The organism is Mesorhizobium sp. BR1-1-4 (genome assembly GCF_020165375.1).
GTDB lineage: Bacteria > Pseudomonadota > Alphaproteobacteria > Rhizobiales > Rhizobiaceae > Mesorhizobium > Mesorhizobium australicum.
The window spans coordinates 129,319-150,543 of sequence record NZ_JAIUIB010000004.1; the positions used below are offsets into that span (position 1 = coordinate 129,319).

Genomic DNA, 21,225 nt, shown 5'->3' on the forward strand with positions numbered 1-21,225 from the left:
TACAATGAGGAGAACGGAAATGGTGCGTATCCTTGCAAGCTGTCTGGCCGCGCTGGCCTTGGCCTCGCAGGCTGCCCAGGCGGCCGACGCCGAGCAATGCCGTGTGGTCCGCATGGCCGAGCCCGGCTGGAACGATCTCGCTTTCACCACGGGTGTGGGCAATGTGCTCCTGCAAGCGCTCGGCTATCAGCCACAGAGCGAGGTGCTGGGCATCAACGTCATCTACGAAGGCATGAAGAACCGGGATCTCGACCTGTTCCTGGGCTACTGGGACCCGGCGATGGTCACCTATTACGAACCCTACAAGAAGGACGGCTCGATCGAGAATGTGCGTGTCAATCTCGTCGGCGCCAAATACACGTTCGCCGTACCGACCTATGTCTGGGAGGCAGGGGTCAAGGACGTCTCCGACCTGCACAAGTTCGCCGACAAGTTCGGCAAGAAGATGTATGGCATCGAGCCCGGCTCCAACCAGCTGATGATGGACGCCATCGCCGATCCGACCTTCGGCCTCGATGGCTGGCACGTGGTCGAGTCCAGCGAAGCCGGCATGCTGTCGGAGGTCGGTTACGAGATCAAGGAGAAGCAGTTCATCGTCTTCCAGGGCTGGGCGCCGCATCCGATGAATACCATGTACGACTTCAAGTATCTGACCGGCGGCGACAAGTTCTTTGGCCCGAATTTCGGCGCCGCGACGGTGACGACGCAGGTCCGCAAGGGCTACCTGCAGGAATGTCCTAACGTGGCGCAGTTCCTCAGGAATCTCGTCTTCGACATCGACTTCGAGAATGTCGGCATGGGCTACCTCATCAATGACGGCATGAAGCCGGAGGACGGCGCGCTGAAGGCGATCACGCTGAACAAGAGCCGTCTCGATGCGTGGCTTGCCGGTGTGACTACTTTCGATGGCAAGCCTGGTCTTGCCGCCGTCAAGGAAAAGCTTGGCCTGTGAGACCGCCGGACGCCTTGCCCATCGCCTGTGTGGAACAGAACGCCTGGGCTGGTCGCAAGCAATGGGTCGGTATCGGCGATCTCGACATCGCTTATGTCGAGATCGCCGGCGCCGGGCCGCCGCTGTTGCTGATCCATGGTTTCACCGACACCAGCCGCAGCTTTTCGCTGCTGGCGCCGCATCTGGCTGGCCGCCGGCTGATCATGCCCGATCTGCGCGGCCATGGTGCCTCGCAGGCGGGCGGCGGCTACCGCATCACTGATTTCGCCGAGGATATTGCCGGGTTGATCCGGCACCTGCGGCTGGACCGGCCTGTCGTCGTCGGTCACTCGCTGGGCGGCATGGTGGCAATTGCATTGACCGCCCGGCAGCCGGACTTGATCGGAGGCCTGGTCGTGCTGGCCAGCACGCTGAAGCCCGGCTTCACGCCGGACCATGCGTTGCCGGTCGGCATCCTGGTCTTGCACGATCCGATATCGCCGGCCGACCCGTTCTTTGCCTGGTGGCATGCCTGCCAGACCTCGGTGCCGCGGACGTTCCTCGCGGGCCTGGCGACGGAAGCTTCCGCCATGCCGGCGGCCCGCTGGCGTGCCATTCTAGAGGAAGTCCGCATCACCGACCTGACCGCCGAGGCACGGGCCGTGCGGGCCAAGGCACTGATCATCGCCGGCGCTTGCGATCCGCTTTTCGACAAGCCGCACCAGCAGGCCTTGGCCGACGCGCTGACCGGATCCCGTCTCGTCTGGGCGCAAAACTGCGGTCACAATCCCCATTGGGAGGACCCGGCCTTCGTCGCCTCCGCGATGGCGGGACTGCTCTCCGGCCGCTGATCACCGCAACAGCGATCGGGCCGTGGGCACCAGCCGCAACGTCTCGGCCGGCTTAGTGCTAATGCCCTGAATGTTCTGGCCAAGTGCCTGCCACGCCGGCGAAGTGGCGAGGCGATGGCTGGCGTGGGCATCGCCGTCGGGGAAGCCGGCAACGGTGATAAAGACGTTTTCGCCGGCGCGCACGGGTAGCCGCGGGAAGGTGTTTGCGGCCGGCTCCGTCAGGAAGGCGCCAAGCAGGCGCGCGCCGGTCTGGGCAAGCCGCGCAACCATCTCCGCCTGGAAGCGCCCGGCGAAGTCGGCGCCGATGCCCGGCCGCAAATGATGAATCGAAATCTCAACCAGGCCGGGCAACCCGCTTCGTTCGCTTGTGCTTTTGGCCATGTCGGCCATTGGCCGGCGCAATCCCGACAGATCGAAGCCGGCATCCGGCCACGCCGGCCGCAGCAGCAACACATCGTCGGAATCGATCATCGTCGCATTGGCCGCGTCGCGGTGCGCCGCCCATACCGGGCCGTCATAGAACGCGCTCAGAGCATCCTTGCGCGCATCCATGCTCTCGAAACCACGCATCCAGACGAACATATCGGGGCGGTCCAGGTCGCGGAACTGGCCGATGATGGTCATCCCCGCGTCTTCCTGGCTTTCGATGAACTGCGTGTCGAAGATATCGATCAACGTTTCGCGCCGGCCAGGCTTCAACGTGTACTGCCGCAATTCGACGATCGGCGAGGCGAGTACCGCCGGCTTAGGCGTGGCATTCGGGATTGGGCTCATCCGCGGGTTCTCCAAAACAGGTTGATCGTCCTGTTTATAAACAGACCGGTTGCCCTGTTTTGTCAACATGCTATCCTTCGGCAATGTCAGCAGATCTCAACATCCGGCCAGGGCGAGTCCGAGGCAAACGCATCAACGACCCCGAAGGCATGCGCCGCAAAGTGCTCGATGTCGCCGAGGCAGCGTTTCAGGCACGCGGCTATCATGCTTCCAGCCTCGGCGACCTGATGGCGGCGGCAGGCGTCAGCGGTGGCGCGTTGCATCATCACTTCCCGACCAAGAAGGCGCTGGCGCTGGCGGTCATCGAGGAGCGCGTGGCGGCGGCGGTCGAGGAGACGTGGATCGCGCCGGTGCGGCAGGCTGCTTCGGCCCGCGAGGGCGTGCGTCAAGTGTTCGACGCCGTGGCGGCGGAACTGGAACGGCAAGGTTTCGTGCGCGGCTGCCCCCTCAACAATCTGGCGCATGAACTGTCGCTGGCCGATCTCGAATTTCGGAATGCCCTTGTTGGCGTCTTTTCGGCATGGCGCCAAGCGATCGCCGACAAGATCAGGGCCGACCAGCGGGCGGGCAGGGAGCAAGGCACGGATCCCGAGCATTTTGCGGTGTTTGCGGTCGCCGCCTATTCCGGCGCCATGTCGATGGCCAAGACAGCACAGGACGCCGGCCCGTTGCGCGATTGCCTGGCGGCGCTGGAGCAGAGCGCCTCGCAAGCGGCATCATTGCAGGGCGAGCCGGTGGCGCGGCGACGTCGTAGGGTGCTGCGCCGGCATGGCATCACTTGAGGCAGGTGGATCGCTGGGCCCACTTTGTGGCTGACGTGAAAAGGGCCGCTCGACGCGGCCCTTTCCTCAGCGGTCAAGCGATTTCTTGACCTTGTCCTTCGCGTCGCCATAGGCCTTCTGCACCTTGCCGGTGGCCTTGTCGGCCATGCCTTCTGCCTGCGTCTGCCTATCGCCGGTCACTTTGCCGGCGGCTTGCTTGACCGAGCCTTTTACCTGCTTGGCCGCACCGGCGACCTGATCCTTGTTCACCATTTTCGCATCTCCCGGGTTTGGTTCGCCTTGGCAAACGAGCCGGCACGGTTTCGGTTCCGACAGCCGCCGCTTATGTCGGCGAAACAGGGTGTCTTTCGGGCGCCGCGGCGGCAGGCTAGGGTGCCGGCCAGCGCACTCCGCAAGGAGCAAACCGCCAAGGGGGACAAATGTCGGAATTCACGCTCTATATCGGCAACAAGTGCTTCTCGTCCTGGTCGCTCAGGCCTTGGGTGGCGATGCGGCACCTGGAGATACCGTTCGAAGAGGTCTTGGTGCGGCTGCGCACCCCCGAGACCGCCGCCAACCTGGCGAACGTGTCGCCGACAGGTCAAGTCCCTGTCTTGGTTCACAAGCCCTTGGACCACACTGGCGGAATGGTCTGGGAAACCCTTGCCATCCTTGAATACCTCGCCGATCTCTTTCCGGAGAAAAAGCTCTGGCCGGCCGATATCGGCGCCCGGGCGCTGGCGCGTTCGGCGGCGACCGAGATGCATTCCGGTTTTCGCGAAGTCCGCTATGGCTGGCCGATGAATTTGCGGCGGCCAAAGGGCCATAAGCCACTCGACGCCGAGGGCGAGGCGCAACGCGCCCGCATCGAGGTGCTGTGGCGCGAGTGCCGCGAGAAACACGGCAAGGGCGGCCCGTTTCTGTTCGGTCATTTCACCGCGGCCGACGCCATGTATGCGCCTGTCGTCACCCGCTTCGACACCTATGGTGGGGATCTGGCGCCCGACACCAAGGCCTATGTCGACGCCATCCTCGCGCTGCCGGCCATGCGCCAATGGTATGCGGAAGCGGCGAAGGAGCCGTGGCCGGAGCCGGGGCCGGATGAATAGGACCCATCTGCGAAGTGGCCTTCCCCGTTTATCGGGATGGCCTATCTAGGAGCATTGGCGCGGCGCGCTTTGGAGATGTTGCAATGACCGTTTCTTCCATGCTTGCCGGCAAGGTTGCTCTCGTCACCGGCGCTTCCTCGGGCATTGGCGAGGCGACGGCTGCGGCACTGGCTGCTGCCGGGGCAAGGGTGGCGGTCGCCGCCCGTCGGGTCGATAGGCTCGAAGCTCTGGCCGCCCGCATCGAAAAAATCGGCGGAACGGCTTTGCGCATCGAGGCCGACGTCACCAGCAATGACGATGTCGCGGCCATGGTCGGGAAGGTGGTGGCAGAATGGGGTCGGCTAGACATCCTCGTCAACAATGCCGGCGTGATGCTGCTCTCGCCGGCAGCGGAGGCAACGCTCGATGACTGGCGCCATATGGTGGAACTCAACCTGCTGGCGCTGATGGGCGTCACGAAGGCGGCGCTGCCGCATCTCAAGGCTGCCAAGGGCCATATCGTCAATGTCTCGTCGGTCGCCGGCCGCGTCGCCAATCCCGGCGCCAGCGGTTACGCGGCGACCAAATTTGGTGTTGTCGGTTTTTCGGAATCACTGCGGCGCGAAGTCTATGCCGACAAGGTTCGCGTCACCGTGATCGAGCCCGGCCTGGTGCGCACAGAGCTTGGCGACCATATCACCAACGCTGCCTCGAAGGCGGGGCTGGACCAGCGCCTCGCCACGATGGAAGCGCTGACCGCCGAGGATGTCGCCGCCGCCATCCTCTATGCCGTCGGCCAGCCGGCGCGCGTCAACGTCAACGAGATCGTCATCAGACCGACCGACCAGGAACGCTGAGCGGCCGCCGGCAACGCTCAGGTGCGGGCGCTTGTTCACCATGGATGTTGGCCAGATGACGTCCTTTCAGGCGTCGAATTCTCGGATCGATGGCGCAACATTTGACAGGCGTCTGAAACACGCGTAGAAGAAAGTCGTCGATATTTGTTTGACTGACTTTTGTTATCCGCGCTTCCGGGCGCGCCTTTGACGAACTTCCCACATCAAAAATCGAGACAAACGGCGTTGTGCATCCGCATGACGGCGAACGAATATTTGCCATGGAAAGGGTTCGTCATGAGCACCGGCACAGTCAAGTGGTTCAACGCCACCAAGGGTTTTGGTTTTATTCAGCCTGACGACGGCTCCGCCGACGTTTTTGTCCACATCTCGGCCGTGGAACGCGCCGGTATGCGCGACATCGTCGAGGGCCAGAAGCTCGGCTACGAGATGGTCCGCGACAACAAGTCGGGCAAGATGTCCGCCGACCAGTTGAAGGCGGCCTGAAGAAAGAATTCAGCCGTCCCGGTGACCACGGATGTACTGGCACTGGTGAACGGCGAATTGGGGCGCATGGCCACGGGAACCTGAGTTTCCACGGCCTGTGCTGCCCATCAGGAGCTAGCCTTGCGCATCCAGTTGGATGCGCGGCGCTCCCAGGGAAGGTCAGGCGGTGCCTGGCCTTTTTCATTTTACGCTTGTTGCCGCCGAAAATGCGCTGCGCATTGAGCTGAACGTGCTAAGGGACGCTCCAGCATCTTGAATCCGCTGCCGCATCGCTTTGTGCATGGTCCCGACCGAAGACCCGGTCTCGTCCTATCGGCACCAGGCTCCTGACAGGAGAAAGATTTTGACCGCCCATTCGAAGACAGCCGTCGATCCGGCCGTGTCGCTGTTCAGCAAGACGCAAACCCAGTCGATGTCGCTTAACCGCATCATTTCCGAGCGCGATGCCGTCAGCGAAGCGCGGGAAGCCAAGACCGCGCGCCTGCGCGAGCTGCGGCTGGAGAAGGAGGCCGACGAGATGGCGGCAGCGGCGGCACTCGCGGCGCTGCCGAAACGAGCCGGAAAACGCTGATGGCCACCAAGCGCGTACCGCAAACGCCAATCGCGGCCGATGCGACTATCGCCGACATGGTCGAGACCCTGGACAAGCCGGTCGAATATGTCCGGCGCGTGCTGGAAAAGCTCGAACGCTGCAAGCGCGCCCATGGCGATGCCCAGGTGCGCGTCGGCGTGCGCGGCCGGGCCGAGTGCCCGAACTACCTCATCGAATATGTCCGCGAAGACGCCAAGACCCATGAGCGGGTCACTTATCAGGATGCCGCCTATAGCGGCAGCACGCATCGTGAGCTGGCCGCGCACCACATCGCGGAAGTCAGGAACTGGTCGCCCGAGGAAATGAACATCACGGCGGTTTCCGCGTTGATCGGCCGCTTGCGCAATCCGCGCGCACCATCATCGCGTTTCGCCGACGAGGATTGAAATGGCCATAAAATTCTCCGCCAAGGATCAGCCGGCAGCGCCGGCTCCCGCCGCAAAGCCGGCCAAGCCGGTTGCCGCGTCGAAGGCCGCCGCCGCCGACCAGGCAGCGACCGATCTGTTCAAGTCGCCAGCGGACGCACCGAAGGGCAAGACCGGCAAGAAGAAGTAGCGCCTTGCCGCGGGACGCCGATCGCAATCTCGCCGCGCCGGGGCCGTTTGCCCAGGCAGCCACGACCAGCCTGCCGTCGGCACAACCAGGCATCGCTCCTATGTTCGATTGCCAGAGCTGCGGCGCGTGCTGTTCCTATTCAGCCGAGTGGCCGCGCTTTTCGACAGAGGACGATGCGCAGCTCGACCGCATCCCGGAAAAATACGTGGCGGCCGACCTGTCGGGCATGCGCTGTGACGGCGTGCGCTGTTCGGCCCTGTCTGGCGAGGTCGGCAAGTCGACCGCCTGCACCATCTATGACCTGCGCCCGGATGTCTGCCGCGCCTGCATGCCTGGCGACGACGAGTGCCTGATGGCACGCCGGGCGCTCGGATTTTCCACCTCTTAGCGGCGGCTTGCTGGCGGCGAATGCATGTCGCCCGGAAGTGTCCTCGGTTCCGGCACAACGACATGCATAAAATCAGAAGCTTACAGCGGGTCGGCGAATCCTGTCGGCGCGACATGCTGTAATGACTGTCGCTTGTGCGCACCCCGCTTGCTGGCTAGGCTGCGTCAGGGTAGGGCGCCGGAGGAAATCATCGTGAGCATCGAATTTTTGTTGACGTCGCTGATCGTCGTGGCTTCGCCGGGCACCGGCGTACTCTATACGCTGAGCGCCGGGCTTTCGCGTGGTGCGCGGGCCTCGATCATTGCCGCCTTCGGCTGCACGCTCGGCATCATCCCGCATATGGCGGCCGCCATCACCGGCCTGGCGGCGCTGCTGCACACCAGTGCTGTCGCTTTCGAGACGCTGAAATATCTCGGGGTCGCCTATCTGCTCTACATGGCCTGGAACACACTGAAGGAAAAAGGCGGGCTGAGCGTCGAGGACAATGTCGCGCCGCGCTCGGCCGGCAAGGTGATCGCCACCGGCATCCTCGTCAACGTGCTCAATCCGAAACTGTCGATCTTCTTCTTCGCCTTCCTGCCGCAATTCGTCAGCACCACCGAACCCAACGCACTGTCGAAGATGCTGGAGCTCAGCTCGGTCTTCATGTTTTTGACCTTCGTGGTTTTTGTCGGCTACGGCATCTTCGCGGCGTCGATCCGCAGCCATGTCGTGTCGCGGCCAATGGTGCTGACCTGGATGCGCCGGACTTTTGCCGGCGCCTTCGTCATGCTCGGCGCCAAGCTGGCGCTGGCGGATAGGTGATCGAGGCGCTTAGTCTAGCCCTTGACATAACCCATCGCCTCGACGATCCGCCCGTCCGCGACGCGCATCAGGTTGACGCCGCGCAGCGAATTGCCGTCGGCCATCCAGTAGCGCCAGCGGATCGTGGCGCGGTCGCCGGCCACGAAAGTCTCTTCGAGGTCGAAGCGCGTACCGGGTGCGGTGGCGATCGCCGACCACAGCTCGACGCAGGCTGCTTTGCCGGCGCGGCGCGCGCCGTGCGGCGCCGGCGTGGTGTTCTCGATCACGCAGTCCTGCGCCACCAGATCGTCGAGAGCCGAGGGATCGTGACGCTGAAACACATCGTTGTAGCGCCGCATGATTTCAGCTGTTTCGCCGGAGCGGTTGGCCGTGGTGATGTCGATGATCAATTCCTGGGTCATGCGATTTCTCCTTCCGTTCAGTGACTTATGAGGTTCGCTTTCAGCGTGATCGTGGCGACGCCGGCCAGCGCCCGCGACACGAGGCATCCCGCCTTGGCCGACTGCGCTAGCCGCTCGAAGTCGGCGGCGGGGAGCCTGGGGACGTTCGCCTCCGTCTCCAATTCAATGCGGGTAATCGTCGGCCCGGCCGCGGTGGCGCCCAGATGCACCTTGGCGGTCGTGTGGATGTCGCTTGCAACATGACCTTCACTGCCGAGGACGGCGGTGAGCGCCATCGAGAAGCAGCCGGCATGGGCGGCCGCGATCAGTTCCTCCGGATTGGTGCCGGGGCCGTTTTCGAAGCGGGACGGGAACGAGTAGGCGCCCTCGAACACGCCGCTGCCCAGCCTGAGCCGTCCGGAACCTTCCTTGAGCGGGCCGTGCCATTCGGCCGATGCTTCGCGAATTGTCATTGCTGTCTCTCCTCTGGTTGATGAAATGAAGGCTCACGCGCTCCGACGGCTTCCGCGCGCACCGGGCTCCGTCTCGCCCTTCCCGTGGATACTCAAACTACCCCAACTCCAAAATATATAGACCGATCTACATATTATGTAGACCGGTTGTCCTATTACAGGCAAGCCCTATAATGCGCGCTCCTGGCAGGGGGTGACATGGCGACAGACACACGCACGCGGATGATCGAGGCGACTGCACTGCTATTGCGGCGGCGCGGCTATCACGGCACTTCGCTCAACGACATTCTGAGCGCCAGCGGCGCACCGCGCGGCTCGCTTTACTTCCACTTTCCCGGTGGCAAGGATCAGCTGGTCATCGAGGTGACGCGCGCCAGCGTCGCCGAGGTAACCGAGCGTCTGGGCGAGGCTTTGGCCGCCGAACGCGACCCTGCGGTCGCCGTCCATCACATCTATCAATCGGTGGGACGCATGCTGGAAGACAATGGGTTCTCACTCGGCTGCCCGGTCGCGCCGGTCGTGCTGGACTCGCCAGGCGATGTGCCCGACCTTGTCGAACTGTGCCGCTCTGCCTTCGAACAGTGGATCGGCTTGCTGCGTGAGGCTTTCGTCAGGGCAGGAGTGCCCGAGCGTCGCGCGCAGGCACTGGCGCTGCTGGTCGAGTCTTCGCTGGAAGGCTTGATGGTGATTGCCCGCGCCACCCGCGATCGCTCATCGCTCAACGCAGTGGCCGATGAGGTGGCCATCCTTATCGAGCAGGCCGTGCTCGCCGGCAAGGTGGCACAGCGGGCGGAGACTACCGCCTAGATCGATTGCAGAATTTCAAAACAGCACAGGGGCATTTCGTGACGATGTACGGCACTGGCTGCTCATCGAGTTAGTGTAAGTGAATTTTGATCGCACGACTTTCTGCTTTGCTGCCCTTTTCGTTCGATTGGCGACACCATATTTTCGGTCAGCTTTACAGTTGGGGTGGGCATGTCTGAGCAAGCGAGTGTCGTCACCGAATTCCTGGCTTTCTGGCCTGGTGTGTGGACGAGTTTCTTACTGTTATCGCCAGTCGAGAAACTGGCGGATGGATTGGCATTTCTCGCGCCACTTGTTGCAGCCGGTGGGCTATGCATTCGCTGGGCAATTCGCAGCAGTAAAAAGGCGCTTGGGGAACAGATAGCCGGGTTGGAGCAACAGATTTCCGGTTTGCAGGGACAGCGGAATCATCTCCTCGCTGGGCTCGAAGATCGAGATAACCGCATAAAAGAAATGTCCCTCACTCTTCCGAGCCACGTCCTCGCTCACGCAGAGAAATTTCGTGCCGATGGCAATGAAGAGCAAGCGATCGCGGCACTACGTGATTGTCTGGAGTCGCTTCGGTCCGATGTGGCATTCATCTGCGGTGATCTGGCGCTGCATCACGTCTCAATCGCCCCTGATTTTGGCGAACATCACTTGGACGAAGCCATGCGACTGGCGAACTGTGCTATCGCCCTGTCACCCATGGGCGGGAAAGCTGCAGCCATTCACGCCGAGTTATCGGAGGTTTACGCAGCGGACGCGATCGCGGAAGGAAGCTATGAACCGCTCGATCCCAAATGGGACGACGCACGCTTTTTCTTGCATCTTGATTCGGAAGAAGATGCGATTGCAGCGTCCGAAGCGCTTTTGGTTCGTGGCAGACAAAACTACGATCTGGGACAATACCATGTTGCAGAACGCCTGCTTCGTCGCGCGGTAGTTATCTGCAGGCGGTTTTTCGGAGATTTGGCACCCGAAACGACGGGTGCGACGTGGCCATGGCTAACGGCGTTGCGGGGCCTCGGCCTGCCCGCGGAAGTGCTGTCGATTTCAGAAGGATTGAGCAATAGGTCGGAGCAAGGTTCGTTTGTCAAAGGTGTTGCGGAGTTCTACCGTGCCGTAGCCCTCGCCGATCTTGGTCAAATCGGCCAAGCCTTGAGTCGGATCGGGCCTAACATTGATCTGTTTACGAGGCTTAAGGGGCGCGACGACCTCGAGACGTTGACAAATCGCTATACACGCGTGTCGCTACTGAAGGACGTGGGCGAGACGACAACGGCTCTGAACGAAGTCGATGCCTTACTGCCGGTCGAGGAGCGAGTACTTGGAGCCGAGCACCCCACGACACTTTTGACCCGCCGTCTGCGTATATCATTGCTGAAGGACGCGGGCGAGACGGCAGCAGCTCTGAACGACATTGATGCCTTGTTGCCAATCGAGGTACGGGTTCGCGGTGTCGACCATCCAGAAGTGCTCCAGGCGCGCGCTCTGCGCGCCTCGTTGCTGCAGGATGCGGGCCAGACGGCGGCTGCTCTGAACGAAATTGATGCCCTGCTGATAGTCGAGGCACGAGTTTTTGGCATCGAGCATCCTGCCACGCTAGGGACGCGCTATATGCGTGCCTCGATGTTGCAGGACATAGGCGAGACGACGACGGCTCTGAACGAGGTTGATGCCCTACTGCCAACAGAGGAACGAGTTCGCGGCTTTGAGAATCCAAATACGCTCTCGACACGCCATCTTCGTGCTGCGCTGCTGCAGGATGCGGGCGAGACGATGGCGGCTCTGAACGAGGTTGATGCCATGCTGCCGGTCGAGGCTCGGGTTCGTGGCGTCGAGCATCCAGAAACGCTAAGGTCGCGCGCTCTGCGCGCCTCGCTGTTGCGAGATGCGGGCCAGTCGGCCGCTGCTCTGAACGAGGTCGATGCGCTGCTGCCAGTAGAGGAACGAGTTCGCGGCGCCGAGCATCCAGAAACACTGCGAACGCGCGCGTTGCGCGCCTCGCTGCTGCAGGATGCGGGCCAGACGGCCGCTGCTTTAAACGAGATCGATGCGCTTCTGCCAAAAGAGGAACGGGTTCGTGGCGTCGAGCATCCCGCGACGCTAGTGACGCGCGCTCTGCGCGCCTCGCTATTGCAGGATGCTGGCCAAACGGCAACGGCTTTGGATGAGGTTGACGCCCTGCTGGTAACTAACGAACGGATTCGCGGCGTTGACCATCCAAACACGCTCTCGACGCGCTATCTGCGCGCCTCGCTGTTGCAGGAGGCGGGCCGGACGGCGGAAGCTCTGGACGAGGTTGATGCTCTACTGCCAGTCGAGCGACGGGTTCGAGGTGACGAACATCCAGACACGCTCTCGACGCGAGCTCTGCGCGCCTCGCTGCTGCAGGATGCAGGCCGGAATGCAGAAGCTCTGGATGAGGTTGACGCCGTGCTGGTGATTGAAGAACGGGCTCGCGGCAGTGAACATCCAGACACGCTCTCGACGCGCTATCTGCGCGTGTCGTTGCTGAAGGACATGGGCGAGACAGTAGCGGCTTTGGATGAGGTTAATGCACTTCTGCCAGTCAGGGAACGGATTCGCGGTGCCGAACATCCAGCGACACTGGCGACGCGCTTTCTGCGCGCTTCCCTGCTGAGGGACGCTGGCCAGACAGTAGCGGCTCTTGGCGAGCTCGATGCCCTGCTGCCGATCGAGGAACAGGTTCGCGGCGCCGAGCATCCGGCGACACTGGTGACACGCTATCTGCATGCTTCGCTGCTGAAGGACGCGGGTAAGATGGCGGCTGCTCTGAACGAGGTTGATGGCCTGCTGCCTGTCTCGCAGTGTGTTCACGGTGCGGAACATCCTGTGACACTCCGCACGCGATGGTTGCGAGCCGGGATATTGAATAATCAGAACCGAGACCAAGAAGCGGTCGCCGAACTTGAAACGATAGTTCCGCTCCTTCGTCAGAACCCAGGTGAGAAGCACAGATACTACAGAGAAGCCGCTGCCTTGCTTGACAGATTACGCTCGGTTCAACCTGCACCAAAATAGAAAGGGCGGCATCGCTGCCGCCCTTTCCGTATGTGAAGGCTGGTAAGGGCTGGATCAGAAGTCCATGCCGCCCATGCCGCCCATGCCGCCGCCGCCCATGCCGCCAGGCATGCCGCCGCCAGCCGAATCCTTCTTCGGAGCTTCGGCGATCATGGCTTCGGTGGTGACGAGCAGGCCGGCGACCGAGGCCGCGTCCTGGAGGGCCGTGCGCACGACCTTGACCGGATCGACGATACCCATGACGATCATGTCGCCATATTCGCCGGTCTGGGCGTTGTAGCCGAAGGTCGCGCCCTTGTTCTCAAGGATCTTGCCGGCAACGATCGAGGCTTCCGCACCAGCGTTGGCCGCGATCTGGCGGGCCGGAGCCTGCAGCGCACGACGAACGATGTTGATGCCGGCGGCCTGGTCGGCGTTGACGCCTGTCACCTTGATGTTGGCCGAAGCGCGCAGCAGGGCAACGCCACCGCCAGCAACGATGCCTTCTTCCACGGCCGCGCGGGTCGCGTTGAGGGCGTCATCGACGCGGTCCTTCTTTTCCTTGACTTCGACTTCCGTCGCACCGCCGACGCGGATCACCGCAACGCCGCCGGCGAGCTTCGCCAGACGTTCCTGCAGCTTCTCCTTGTCGTAGTCCGAGGTGGTCTCCTCGATCTGCTGCTTGATCTGGGCGACGCGGCCCTGGATCTCGGCTTTCTTACCGGCGCCGTCGACGATCGTGGTGTTCTCCTTGGAGATCGACACCTTCTTGGCACGGCCGAGCATGTTGAGGCCGACATTCTCGAGCTTGATGCCGAGGTCTTCCGAAATGACCTGGCCACCGGTCAGGATGGCGATGTCTTCCAGCATGGCCTTGCGGCGATCACCGAAGCCCGGCGCCTTGACGGCGGCGATCTTCAGGCCACCACGCAGCTTGTTGACGACCAGCGTGGCGAGCGCCTCGCCTTCGACGTCTTCCGAGATGATGAGCAGCGGCTTCGAGGTCTGCACGACGGCTTCGAGGACCGGCAGCATCGCCTGCAGGTTGGAGAGCTTCTTCTCGTGCAGGAGGATGTAGACGTCCTCCAGCTCGGCAACCATCTTGTCGGCGTTGGTCACGAAATAGGGCGAGAGATAGCCGCGGTCGAACTGCATGCCTTCGACGACTTCGAGTTCGGTCTCGGCGGTCTTGGCTTCCTCAACCGTGATGACGCCTTCGTTGCCAACCTTCTGCATCGCTTCCGCGATCATCTTGCCGACCGACTCGTCGCCATTGGCCGAGATCGTGCCGACCTGGGCAACTTCCTCGGAGGTCTTGATCTTCTTGGCGGCCTTGCCGAGAGCAGCGACCACTTCGGTGACGGCCAGATCGATGCCGCGCTTCAGGTCCATCGGGTTCATGCCGGCCGCAACCGACTTGTGGCCTTCCTGGACGATCGACTGCGCCAAAACGGTCGCGGTCGTGGTGCCGTCGCCGGCGATGTCGTTGGTCTTCGAAGCAACTTCGCGGACCATCTGCGCGCCCATGTTCTCGAACTTGTCTTCAAGCTCGATTTCCTTGGCGACGGTGACGCCGTCCTTGGTGATGCGCGGGGCGCCGAACGACTTGTCGATGACGACGTTGCGGCCCTTGGGACCGAGCGTGACCTTCACCGCGTCGGCGAGGATGTTGACGCCGCGCAGCATGCGCTCACGGGCATCGCGAGAGAATTTTACGTCTTTGGCAGCCATGTTTTAGCTCCTGGCAGGGGCTCGGATAGAGCCCGAAAAATTCAAGTTGAGGGTGAGGCCGATAATCAGCCGATGATGCCCATGATGTCGGATTCCTTCATGATCAGAAGGTCTTCGCCATTGAGCTTGACTTCGGTGCCCGACCACTTGCCGAACAGGATGCGGTCGCCGGCCTTGACGTCCAGCGGGACCAGCTTGCCAGCTTCGTCACGAGCGCCGGAGCCGACGGCGATGATCTCGCCTTCCTGCGGCTTTTCCTTCGCCGTATCCGGGATGATGATCCCGCCAGCGGTCTTGGATTCGGATTCGACCCGGCGAACGACCACGCGGTCATGAAGCGGGCGGAACTTCGACTTTGCCATTTTTTCTTCCTCGATGAGAACGGTGAGAAACAGTTCCTCCGTCCGGCGGCGCCGGACACATAGTTAGCACTCACCAAAGGCGAGTGCTAACGTGGCGCTGAAATAGGCCGCCGACCTGCCAGAGTCAAGGCGCGCGGAGCGCCTCTTGGTAGGATGGCGATGACTTATCGAAGCTTGGCCGAACCGAGCACCAGGAGCGGACAACGTTCCGCCAGGGGATAACTGCCGCTTGGCACGACGCGCACCTGGTCGAACCAACCGCGCGCCTCATCCTCCAGCATGGCCAGCGTCGCGAAGCTGTACTTCGTTTCGGAGCCCGCATAGACGTCGATCGTGTTGATGGATGCCATACTCCATCCGGTGCATGCGGCAAGGGCCTCCCGATTCGGAAACAGCTTGTCGAATGCCGCACGGATTGCTTGCACATCGACGCTGCTGTCGCAGTCGCCGGTCGTGCACGCCATGGCTATCCGCCATTTGAGCGCGTGGAAATTCTCGATTCCGCCGGCCAGGACCAGAGCTTCGATGCCGCGCAGGTCATCCGCGGTTTCCGGCCGAGCAAACACGCGGATCGCCGCACGCCGGCCAGGCTTTAGCACCCTTGCGATTTCACCGAACAGCGAACCGCGCGCGGCCTTGGTATCGACCGCCGACAGGCAGCCGTCGCCGATGACCGCGTCGAAACATTCCCGCTCGACCGGGAGGTCAAGCCAGTTGCCGGCCATCGCCCTTCGCGAGATGTTGTCGCCGGCCCATACGCCGGAAATCATGGCAGCCGATTGATCGATCGCCAACATCGATCTGCCTAGAACCGCCAGTTCAGGTGTCACCCCAAGCAGAAGTACATCGGCATTTCCGAGATCGAGTTCGCGCTCGAATATGCCGACGGTTTCCGGCGTCGGCCGGAGCGGGGCGTCCAGGAGCTTCCAGTGCCGATGATAACTGTCCCAATGATTCGTCATGCAGACCCGTTGGAGCCCAGGAAAGTCTGGCATTGATTGATTAGAGCCGCTTAATGGAAGTGGGGATGGAAGCCAAGAGGTTAGCTGGTGGCGCGCATCATTGTCATAACGCATGAGCATGACCGGTTTCTGGGTCGCCGCGGCCTTCTGCTGCGCCGGAATAGCCGTTACATGCTTTTCGATATTCTCGAGGACCTGAAGAGGCGGGGCCATTCGGTCCGGATTCAGCCTGGCCTCTCCGGACAATCCAGCGCCGATGTCGCGGTTCTGCACGTCGATGCGACAACGACACCGGCAGATTATCTCGAATATGCGCGGAGTTTTCCCTTATGCCTCAATGTCGGGGCCGCCGACATATCGAAACGGCGGGTAAGCGGAGCGCTTCTGGCCGAGGGCGACGGCTGGCTGGGCCCGGTCATCATCAAAAGCAATCTCAACAACCAGGGCATTCCGGAGACACGGCTCAATCGGCGGTCGAGGCGTGCCGGCCAACCGGCACCCTTTGCGCACGTGCCAGCCATGCCGTCCTACGAGGTCTACCAATCCCGGGACGACGTTCCCGATGGCGTCCTCGATCGCGATGATCTGGTCGTGGAAAAGTTCATCCCGGAAAAAGAACCTGACGGCTTTGCGGTGCGCTTCTGGGTGTTTTGCGGAGAGCGCGAGCGCTGCACCCGCTACGTCTCGCCAAACAGCCTGGTCAAGGCATCGGAAACGATCCGGCGCGAGCCCGCCGCTGTTCCCGACGAACTGCGCGAACGGCGGCGTGAACTCGGCTTCGACTATGGGAAATTCGATTTCGTCATGCATGAGGGCAGGGCTGTTCTCCTCGATGCCAACAAGACGCCCGGCCGCCCGCAGAACCTGGTGAAGATGTTCGCGGCCGGCGCTTCCGACCTGGCCGATGGTTTCGAAGGCCTCATCCGCCGGGCGAGATAGGCCCCCGGTTGCCGGTCGCTAAAGAAACAGCCGCAACTGGGTGTGGATGATCGATCGGTAATCCTCGATGGTCCGGCGGCTTTCCACTTCGCCTTGCGCAAGCGCCAGGCGCACAACGCCGCCGGCGAGCTGGAAGATCAGCAGAACCATGCGTTCGAACTGCTCGTGCTTTTCCGGCTCGAGCAAGGCGATGACGTGGTCGCAGAACATCTTGGCTTGATGCCGGGTTTCGGCGATGTCGAGATTCTTCAGCGCCTTGTCGGCCTGGATGGCGTTCTGCAGATCCTGGATGGCCGGATCGCCGGCGACCCGGCTGAGGTAGTCGTCAAGCAGCCGATCGGACGCGGCGATGACGTCCTTGGCTTCGCGGACATCGGCGACGATCGCCGCCAACCTGGCACGGCTGACCTCCGAGAACCGCTCATAGAGCATCGCCAGGATCGCCGACTTGTTGGGGAAGTAGTGGTAGACGGTGGCGATCGGCCCGCCCGCCAGCATGCCGACCTCCTTCATGGTGACGGCGTCGATGCCTTTCTCGCCGATCAGCCGCATGGTGGTCGACAGGATGGCGTCGATGCGCTCGCGGCTGCGCTCCTGCTTGGGCCTGCGCCTGGGCTCGGTGATCGTTCGACTGGCTTGCGTCATGCACCGATCTTTCGCACGAGTTCCCAAATTCCGGTTGACAAGAAATATGATCAAGTATCAGTTTCTGGAATGCTGACAGACTGTCAGCTTTTTTGCCGTGCGGCAAGGACGTTGGGAGGCGCCTATGGCTTCGACAAGCGCTGATCTTCAGGGCGAAGGCGACTGGCTGGTCGGCAATCCCAGCGGCGGGCAGCTCGCCTCGGCCCTGTGGATCGGGTCGGTCGGCCTGCTCATTCTCGGTCTGCAGCCCGTCCTGCTCGGCGCCCTCTATACCGAGGGCCATGTCAGCGGCGACGAACTGGCGTTGGTCGCCACCGCCGAGATGATCGCCATCGCGATTGGTTCGGCGATCGTCGCGATGCTGCTTTCCGCCCACAACATGCGCTGGAAAAGTGCCGTCCTCCTGCTGCTCTTGGCGCTGGCCAATGTGTGGACCGCCTATGCCGCCGGCGCCCACACGCTGATGGCGGCCCGCGCGCTGGCCGGCCTTGCCGAAGGCGGCCTTGTCGCGGTCGCCACCGAACTGATTGCCCGTTCGCGGCGCGCCGAACGCATCGGCGGCTATTTCGTCACCATGCAGACCCTGGCGCAATGCGCACTTGCCCTGGTGCTGGCGCTCTATGTCATTCCAGCCGCCGGGTCGGCTGGCGGCTTCCTCGTTCTTGCCGTCGTCTGCGTCGCGTCGCTGGTGGTCGCCTTTGCTGTCCCTGCCGATTATGCCGATCTGCCGAAGGACGAAAACCTCGCCAATGTGCTGACGGTTCCCTCGATCACCGCGCTGTTGTCGGTCTTCTGCTACTTCATGTTCTTCGGCGCCGTATGGGCCTTTCTGGAGCCGCTTGGCGCCCAATTCGGCATCGACGGCCGCACCGTCGGGCTGATCGTCTCGGCCAGCCTCGCGGCGCAGGTGCTGGGCGCGATGACGGCGACCGTGTTCGAGGCGCGCATCGACTATCGGCTTGCCATCACGGCGATCGGCCTCGTCGCGCTTGTCGCCTCGCTCGTGCTTGCCAGCGGGCCCGGCCTCACGATGTTCTGGGTCGTCGCCCTGATCATGGGTTTTATCCTGCTGTTCATCGTGCCCTACCAGATCCGGCTGGCGATCACCGCCGACGAGACCCGCACCGCCGTGCTGCTGGTGCCGGCCGCCCAGCTTTTCGGCCTGGCGATCGGACCGGTCGCGGCGTCGCTGCTCATCGACGGCAAGGAGTTTCGCCCGGTTCCCGAGTTCGCCGCCGCAAGCGCTGTCGCCAGCGTGGCGTTGCTTTGCCTGTTTGTCCTGGCGGCGCGGCGTCGCCGCGCGATTGCGTGAGCACCGTGTCGAACAGCTGGAGCAACTGGTCCGGCTTTGTCACCGCCGAGCCGCGGCTGCTTGCCAGTCCGGCCGATGCCGGCGAACTCGGCGATCTCATTCGCACCGCACCCGGCCCGGTCCGCGTCGTCGGCGCCGGTCACTCCTTCACGCCATTGGTGAAATCCCAAGGCACCATCCTGTCGCTGGAGAAGCTGGAAGGGCTGGTCGCGCATGACGCGAAAAAACATCAGGCGTGCGTGCGGGCGGGGACGCGGCTTGGTCCGCTCATGCACATGCTGCAAGGCATCGGCCAGGGCCTGCCCAATATGGGCGACATCGACCGCCAGGCGATTGGCGGCGCGCTGGGCACGGCCACCCATGGCTCGGGGCCTACGCTGGGCGCGTATCACACACAGCTGGAAACGGTGCAGATCGTCGACGGGCTTGGCAAGGTCCGCGACTTCAAGCGGGAAGGGGATCAGGAAACGATCCATGCGATCGGCGTTGCGCTTGGCGCCTTCGGTGTGCTCAGCGAAGTGACGTTGAACAACATCGCGACCTACCGGCTGCGGCGCCGCAAATGGGTGCTGCCGATAGCCGACATGCTGCGCGATTTCGAAAAGATGATGAGCGAGCACCGGTCGGCCGAATTCTACTACATCCCATTTTCAGGCTACGCGCAGTTCATCGCCAGCGACTTCAGCACCGAGGCGACCACCCCGCGCCCCACCGACGATGACGAGGGCTCGCTGCGCACGCTGCGCCGCCTGCGCACCGGGCTTGCCTGGCTGCCCTCGCTGCGCCGCAGGCTGATCCTGGGCGCGGTCGCCAAGGTGCCGGCCGAGGATTACGTGCAGGACTGGCTCAACGTCTATGTCAGCGACCGGCAGACCAGGTTCAACGAGATGGAATATCACCTTCCGTTCGAGGAGGGGCCGAAGGCGCTGGCCGAGATCATCGAACTGACCGAGAAGCATTTTCCGGAAGTCTATTTCCCGATGGAAGTGCGGTCGGTGGCATCGGATGAATTCTGGCTCTCCCCTTTCCACAAAAGGCTCACCTGTTCCATCGCCATCCACCATGACGCGGCGAACGATCCGTTGCCGTTCATGCGCGCGGCCGAGCCGATCTTCCGCGGATATGGCGGCAGGCCGCACTGGGGCAAGATGCACAGCCTGAAAGCGGCCGACCTGAAAAAGCTCTATCCGCGCTGGGACGATGCGATGGCGGTGCGCCGCGACATCGATCCGCAAAACCGCTTCGTCTCGCCCTATATGGCCGACCTGTTCGGCATCGAACCCAGTTCTTTCGGCATCCAGCCATGAAGGCGTATTTCGCCACGCTTTCGGATGCGCTGAGAGAGGCGGACATTTTCCAACCCTGCCTGCTGCTCGACCTCGATCGGCTGGATGGCAACATTGCCCTGGTGAAGAAGCGGCTTGACCCCAGTCTTGCCGTCCGTTTGGTCGACAAGTCGCTCGCTTGCCTGCCGCTGCTCTCCCATATCGGCAAGGCGCTTGGAACCCACCGCCTCATGACCTTCCATCCGCCGATCACCGAGGCGGTGCTTAAGGCGTTCCCGGATGCGGATCTGCTGTACGGCAAACCGATGCCGGTTGGCGCGGCCAGGGCGGTGCTTTGCAGAGGCGACGTGGCTTGGTCGCGGGTCTGCTGGCTGATCGATACACAGGAGAGACTGGCGGAATATGGCGCGCTCGCCGACGAACTCGGCGCCGAATTGCGCATCGCTTTCGAAATCGATGTCGGACTGCATCGCGGCGGCTTTGCCGAACCGGCGGCCCTGTCGCGGGCGCTGAATGCGCTGCCTATCCACAAAGGGCTGCGCTGCGAAGGCGTCATGGCCTATGAGGCGCATGCGCCGCACATACCCGGCCTGTTCGGTGGACCGGCCAAGGCGTTGGCGCAAGCCTCCGAACAGGCCGCCGCTTTCGTCGCGCGCCTCGGCGCCGACCAGCGCCATGTCCTGAACATTGGCGGCAGCAAGACCGCGCTGCTTCATCATGGCGGCATTGCCAATGAAGTGTCGATGGGCTCGGCCTTCGTGCTGCCCGTCGATTTCGACACGCCCGGCCTTGAGGGCTTCCAGCCGGCGGCCTTCATCGCGACGCCAATCCTGAAAGTGGTCGAGCCGATGCTGCCTGGCCCGCCGGCGGTCTCGCGCCTGCTGCAGGCGCTGGGCCGGTTTCCGCGCAAGGGCTGCTATCTCTATGGCGGCAAGTGGATGGCCGAACCGGTGTTTCCCGAACGCATGACGACAAACGGCCTGCTTGGCCTGTCTTCCAACCAGCAATTCATGGGTCTGCCCGCCCAGGCCGTCGTCAGGCCCGGTGACTATGCGTTCCTGCGGCCCACGCAGAGCGAGGCCGTGCTGCAGCACTTCGGACCGATCGCGGTGCTTTCCGGTGGCAGGATCGTCGACCGCTGGCCGGTGTTGCCGATGATGTAAGCATCTCGGGCGCCTTCGTTGATAGTTGACTCCGTCAAGTAAATGATCGATCCTGTGCCAGCAGGAGATGAC

At 62.7% G+C, this 21,225-nt stretch carries 25 protein-coding genes; 17 read left to right on the top strand and 8 right to left on the bottom strand.

The window, feature by feature from the left end; translation table 11 throughout:
* Window positions 1–19 precede the first annotated feature (19 nt).
* Window positions 20–952 carry a choline ABC transporter substrate-binding protein gene (gene choX, locus LB571_RS09785; protein WP_224594087.1) on the top strand — a complete coding sequence of 311 codons (933 nt, stop codon included), beginning with the start codon at window positions 20–22 and terminating at the stop codon, window positions 950–952.
* On the top strand, window positions 949–1,782 hold the full coding sequence (locus tag LB571_RS09790) for an alpha/beta fold hydrolase (protein ID WP_224594089.1): 834 nt from the start codon (window positions 949–951) through the stop codon (window positions 1,780–1,782). Before choX ends, LB571_RS09790 begins: the two co-directional genes overlap by 4 nt.
* Here LB571_RS09790 and LB571_RS09795 read toward each other — a convergent pair whose 3' ends face one another.
* Window positions 1,783–2,622, bottom strand: coding sequence for an NIPSNAP family protein (locus tag LB571_RS09795; protein WP_318012388.1), 840 nt, complete (start codon window positions 2,620–2,622; stop codon window positions 1,783–1,785).
* A gap of 83 nt (window positions 2,623–2,705) precedes the next feature.
* On the opposite strand from LB571_RS09795, the gene LB571_RS09800 reads away from it, so the two are divergent.
* The gene (locus LB571_RS09800; protein ID WP_224594091.1) at window positions 2,706–3,338 is read left to right on the top strand and encodes a TetR/AcrR family transcriptional regulator; all 633 of its coding nucleotides are present in this window, start codon (window positions 2,706–2,708) and stop codon (window positions 3,336–3,338) included.
* A gap of 66 nt (window positions 3,339–3,404) precedes the next feature.
* Here LB571_RS09800 and LB571_RS09805 read toward each other — a convergent pair whose 3' ends face one another.
* On the bottom strand, window positions 3,405–3,590 hold the full coding sequence (locus LB571_RS09805; RefSeq protein ID WP_015318399.1) for a CsbD family protein: 186 nt from the start codon (window positions 3,588–3,590) through the stop codon (window positions 3,405–3,407).
* Between the two features lie 167 nt (window positions 3,591–3,757).
* Here LB571_RS09805 and LB571_RS09810 point away from each other — a divergent pair, with 167 nt between their 5' ends.
* From LB571_RS09810 to LB571_RS09845, 8 genes are all read left to right on the top strand, one after another.
* Window positions 3,758–4,426, top strand: coding sequence for a glutathione S-transferase family protein (locus LB571_RS09810; RefSeq protein ID WP_224594093.1), 669 nt, complete (start codon window positions 3,758–3,760; stop codon window positions 4,424–4,426).
* Between the two features lie 83 nt (window positions 4,427–4,509).
* The gene (locus tag LB571_RS09815) at window positions 4,510–5,262 is read left to right on the top strand and encodes an SDR family NAD(P)-dependent oxidoreductase (protein ID WP_015318397.1); all 753 of its coding nucleotides are present in this window, start codon (window positions 4,510–4,512) and stop codon (window positions 5,260–5,262) included.
* Between the two features lie 276 nt (window positions 5,263–5,538).
* On the top strand, window positions 5,539–5,748 hold the full coding sequence (locus LB571_RS09820; RefSeq protein WP_010915421.1) for a cold-shock protein: 210 nt from the start codon (window positions 5,539–5,541) through the stop codon (window positions 5,746–5,748).
* A 343-nt stretch (window positions 5,749–6,091) separates the two neighbouring features.
* On the top strand, window positions 6,092–6,319 hold the full coding sequence (locus tag LB571_RS09825) for a hypothetical protein (RefSeq protein WP_015318396.1): 228 nt from the start codon (window positions 6,092–6,094) through the stop codon (window positions 6,317–6,319).
* A complete protein-coding gene (locus LB571_RS09830; RefSeq protein ID WP_224594095.1) occupies window positions 6,319–6,726 on the top strand; it encodes a hypothetical protein in 408 nt (135 codons plus the stop codon). Before LB571_RS09825 ends, LB571_RS09830 begins: the two co-directional genes overlap by 1 nt.
* Window position 6,727: 1 nt before the next feature.
* Window positions 6,728–6,895, top strand: coding sequence for a hypothetical protein (locus LB571_RS09835; RefSeq protein ID WP_224594098.1), 168 nt, complete (start codon window positions 6,728–6,730; stop codon window positions 6,893–6,895).
* Window positions 6,896–6,995: 100 nt separating this feature from the next.
* On the top strand, window positions 6,996–7,283 hold the full coding sequence (locus LB571_RS09840; protein ID WP_015318393.1) for a YkgJ family cysteine cluster protein: 288 nt from the start codon (window positions 6,996–6,998) through the stop codon (window positions 7,281–7,283).
* Between the two features lie 192 nt (window positions 7,284–7,475).
* Window positions 7,476–8,087, top strand: coding sequence for a LysE family translocator (locus LB571_RS09845; protein ID WP_015318392.1), 612 nt, complete (start codon window positions 7,476–7,478; stop codon window positions 8,085–8,087).
* 14 nt (window positions 8,088–8,101) lie between these two features.
* Here the strand turns inward: LB571_RS09845 and LB571_RS09850 are convergent, their stop codons facing one another.
* Together LB571_RS09850 and LB571_RS09855 are read right to left on the bottom strand one after the other, a co-directional pair.
* Complete coding sequence (locus LB571_RS09850; RefSeq protein WP_224594100.1) at window positions 8,102–8,488, bottom strand: nuclear transport factor 2 family protein; 387 nt, start codon at window positions 8,486–8,488, stop codon at window positions 8,102–8,104.
* 17 nt (window positions 8,489–8,505) lie between these two features.
* Complete coding sequence (locus LB571_RS09855) at window positions 8,506–8,940, bottom strand: OsmC family protein (protein WP_140717607.1); 435 nt, start codon at window positions 8,938–8,940, stop codon at window positions 8,506–8,508.
* Window positions 8,941–9,138: 198 nt separating this feature from the next.
* Between LB571_RS09855 and LB571_RS09860 the strand changes: the two genes are divergently transcribed.
* Together LB571_RS09860 and LB571_RS09865 are read left to right on the top strand one after the other, a co-directional pair.
* Entirely contained in the window at window positions 9,139–9,747 is a 609-nt protein-coding gene (locus tag LB571_RS09860; protein ID WP_224594102.1) for a TetR/AcrR family transcriptional regulator, read from the top strand.
* A 171-nt stretch (window positions 9,748–9,918) separates the two neighbouring features.
* Window positions 9,919–12,774 carry a tetratricopeptide repeat protein gene (locus LB571_RS09865; RefSeq protein ID WP_224594113.1) on the top strand — a complete coding sequence of 952 codons (2,856 nt, stop codon included), beginning with the start codon at window positions 9,919–9,921 and terminating at the stop codon, window positions 12,772–12,774.
* Between the two features lie 54 nt (window positions 12,775–12,828).
* Here LB571_RS09865 and groL read toward each other — a convergent pair whose 3' ends face one another.
* The 3 genes from groL to LB571_RS09880 form a co-directional block, all read right to left on the bottom strand.
* Window positions 12,829–14,484 carry a chaperonin GroEL gene (groL, locus tag LB571_RS09870; RefSeq protein ID WP_015318388.1) on the bottom strand — a complete coding sequence of 552 codons (1,656 nt, stop codon included), beginning with the start codon at window positions 14,482–14,484 and terminating at the stop codon, window positions 12,829–12,831.
* 65 nt (window positions 14,485–14,549) lie between these two features.
* Complete coding sequence (gene groES / locus LB571_RS09875) at window positions 14,550–14,846, bottom strand: co-chaperone GroES (RefSeq protein ID WP_006203049.1); 297 nt, start codon at window positions 14,844–14,846, stop codon at window positions 14,550–14,552.
* A 164-nt stretch (window positions 14,847–15,010) separates the two neighbouring features.
* On the bottom strand, window positions 15,011–16,021 hold the full coding sequence (locus LB571_RS09880) for a class I SAM-dependent methyltransferase (RefSeq protein WP_224594115.1): 1,011 nt from the start codon (window positions 16,019–16,021) through the stop codon (window positions 15,011–15,013).
* Between LB571_RS09880 and LB571_RS09885 the strand changes: the two genes are divergently transcribed.
* Window positions 15,980–16,747 carry a hypothetical protein gene (locus tag LB571_RS09885; protein WP_224530089.1) on the top strand — a complete coding sequence of 256 codons (768 nt, stop codon included), beginning with the start codon at window positions 15,980–15,982 and terminating at the stop codon, window positions 16,745–16,747. The genes LB571_RS09880 and LB571_RS09885 overlap by 42 nt on opposite strands.
* Before the next feature lie 18 nt (window positions 16,748–16,765).
* On the opposite strand, the gene LB571_RS09890 is transcribed toward LB571_RS09885, so the two are convergent.
* On the bottom strand, window positions 16,766–17,392 hold the full coding sequence (locus tag LB571_RS09890) for a TetR family transcriptional regulator (protein WP_015318385.1): 627 nt from the start codon (window positions 17,390–17,392) through the stop codon (window positions 16,766–16,768).
* A gap of 124 nt (window positions 17,393–17,516) precedes the next feature.
* Here LB571_RS09890 and LB571_RS09895 point away from each other — a divergent pair, with 124 nt between their 5' ends.
* The 3 genes from LB571_RS09895 to LB571_RS09905 are packed head-to-tail and all read left to right on the top strand — an operon-like array spanning window position 17,517 to window position 21,153.
* Entirely contained in the window at window positions 17,517–18,704 is a 1,188-nt protein-coding gene (locus LB571_RS09895) for an MFS transporter (protein WP_224594126.1), read from the top strand.
* Between the two features lie 5 nt (window positions 18,705–18,709).
* A complete protein-coding gene (locus LB571_RS09900) occupies window positions 18,710–20,011 on the top strand; it encodes a D-arabinono-1,4-lactone oxidase (protein WP_224594619.1) in 1,302 nt (433 codons plus the stop codon).
* The gene (locus LB571_RS09905; RefSeq protein WP_224594128.1) at window positions 20,008–21,153 is read left to right on the top strand and encodes an alanine racemase; all 1,146 of its coding nucleotides are present in this window, start codon (window positions 20,008–20,010) and stop codon (window positions 21,151–21,153) included. The genes LB571_RS09900 and LB571_RS09905 overlap by 4 nt, the downstream gene beginning before the upstream one ends.
* Window positions 21,154–21,225 lie beyond the last annotated feature (72 nt).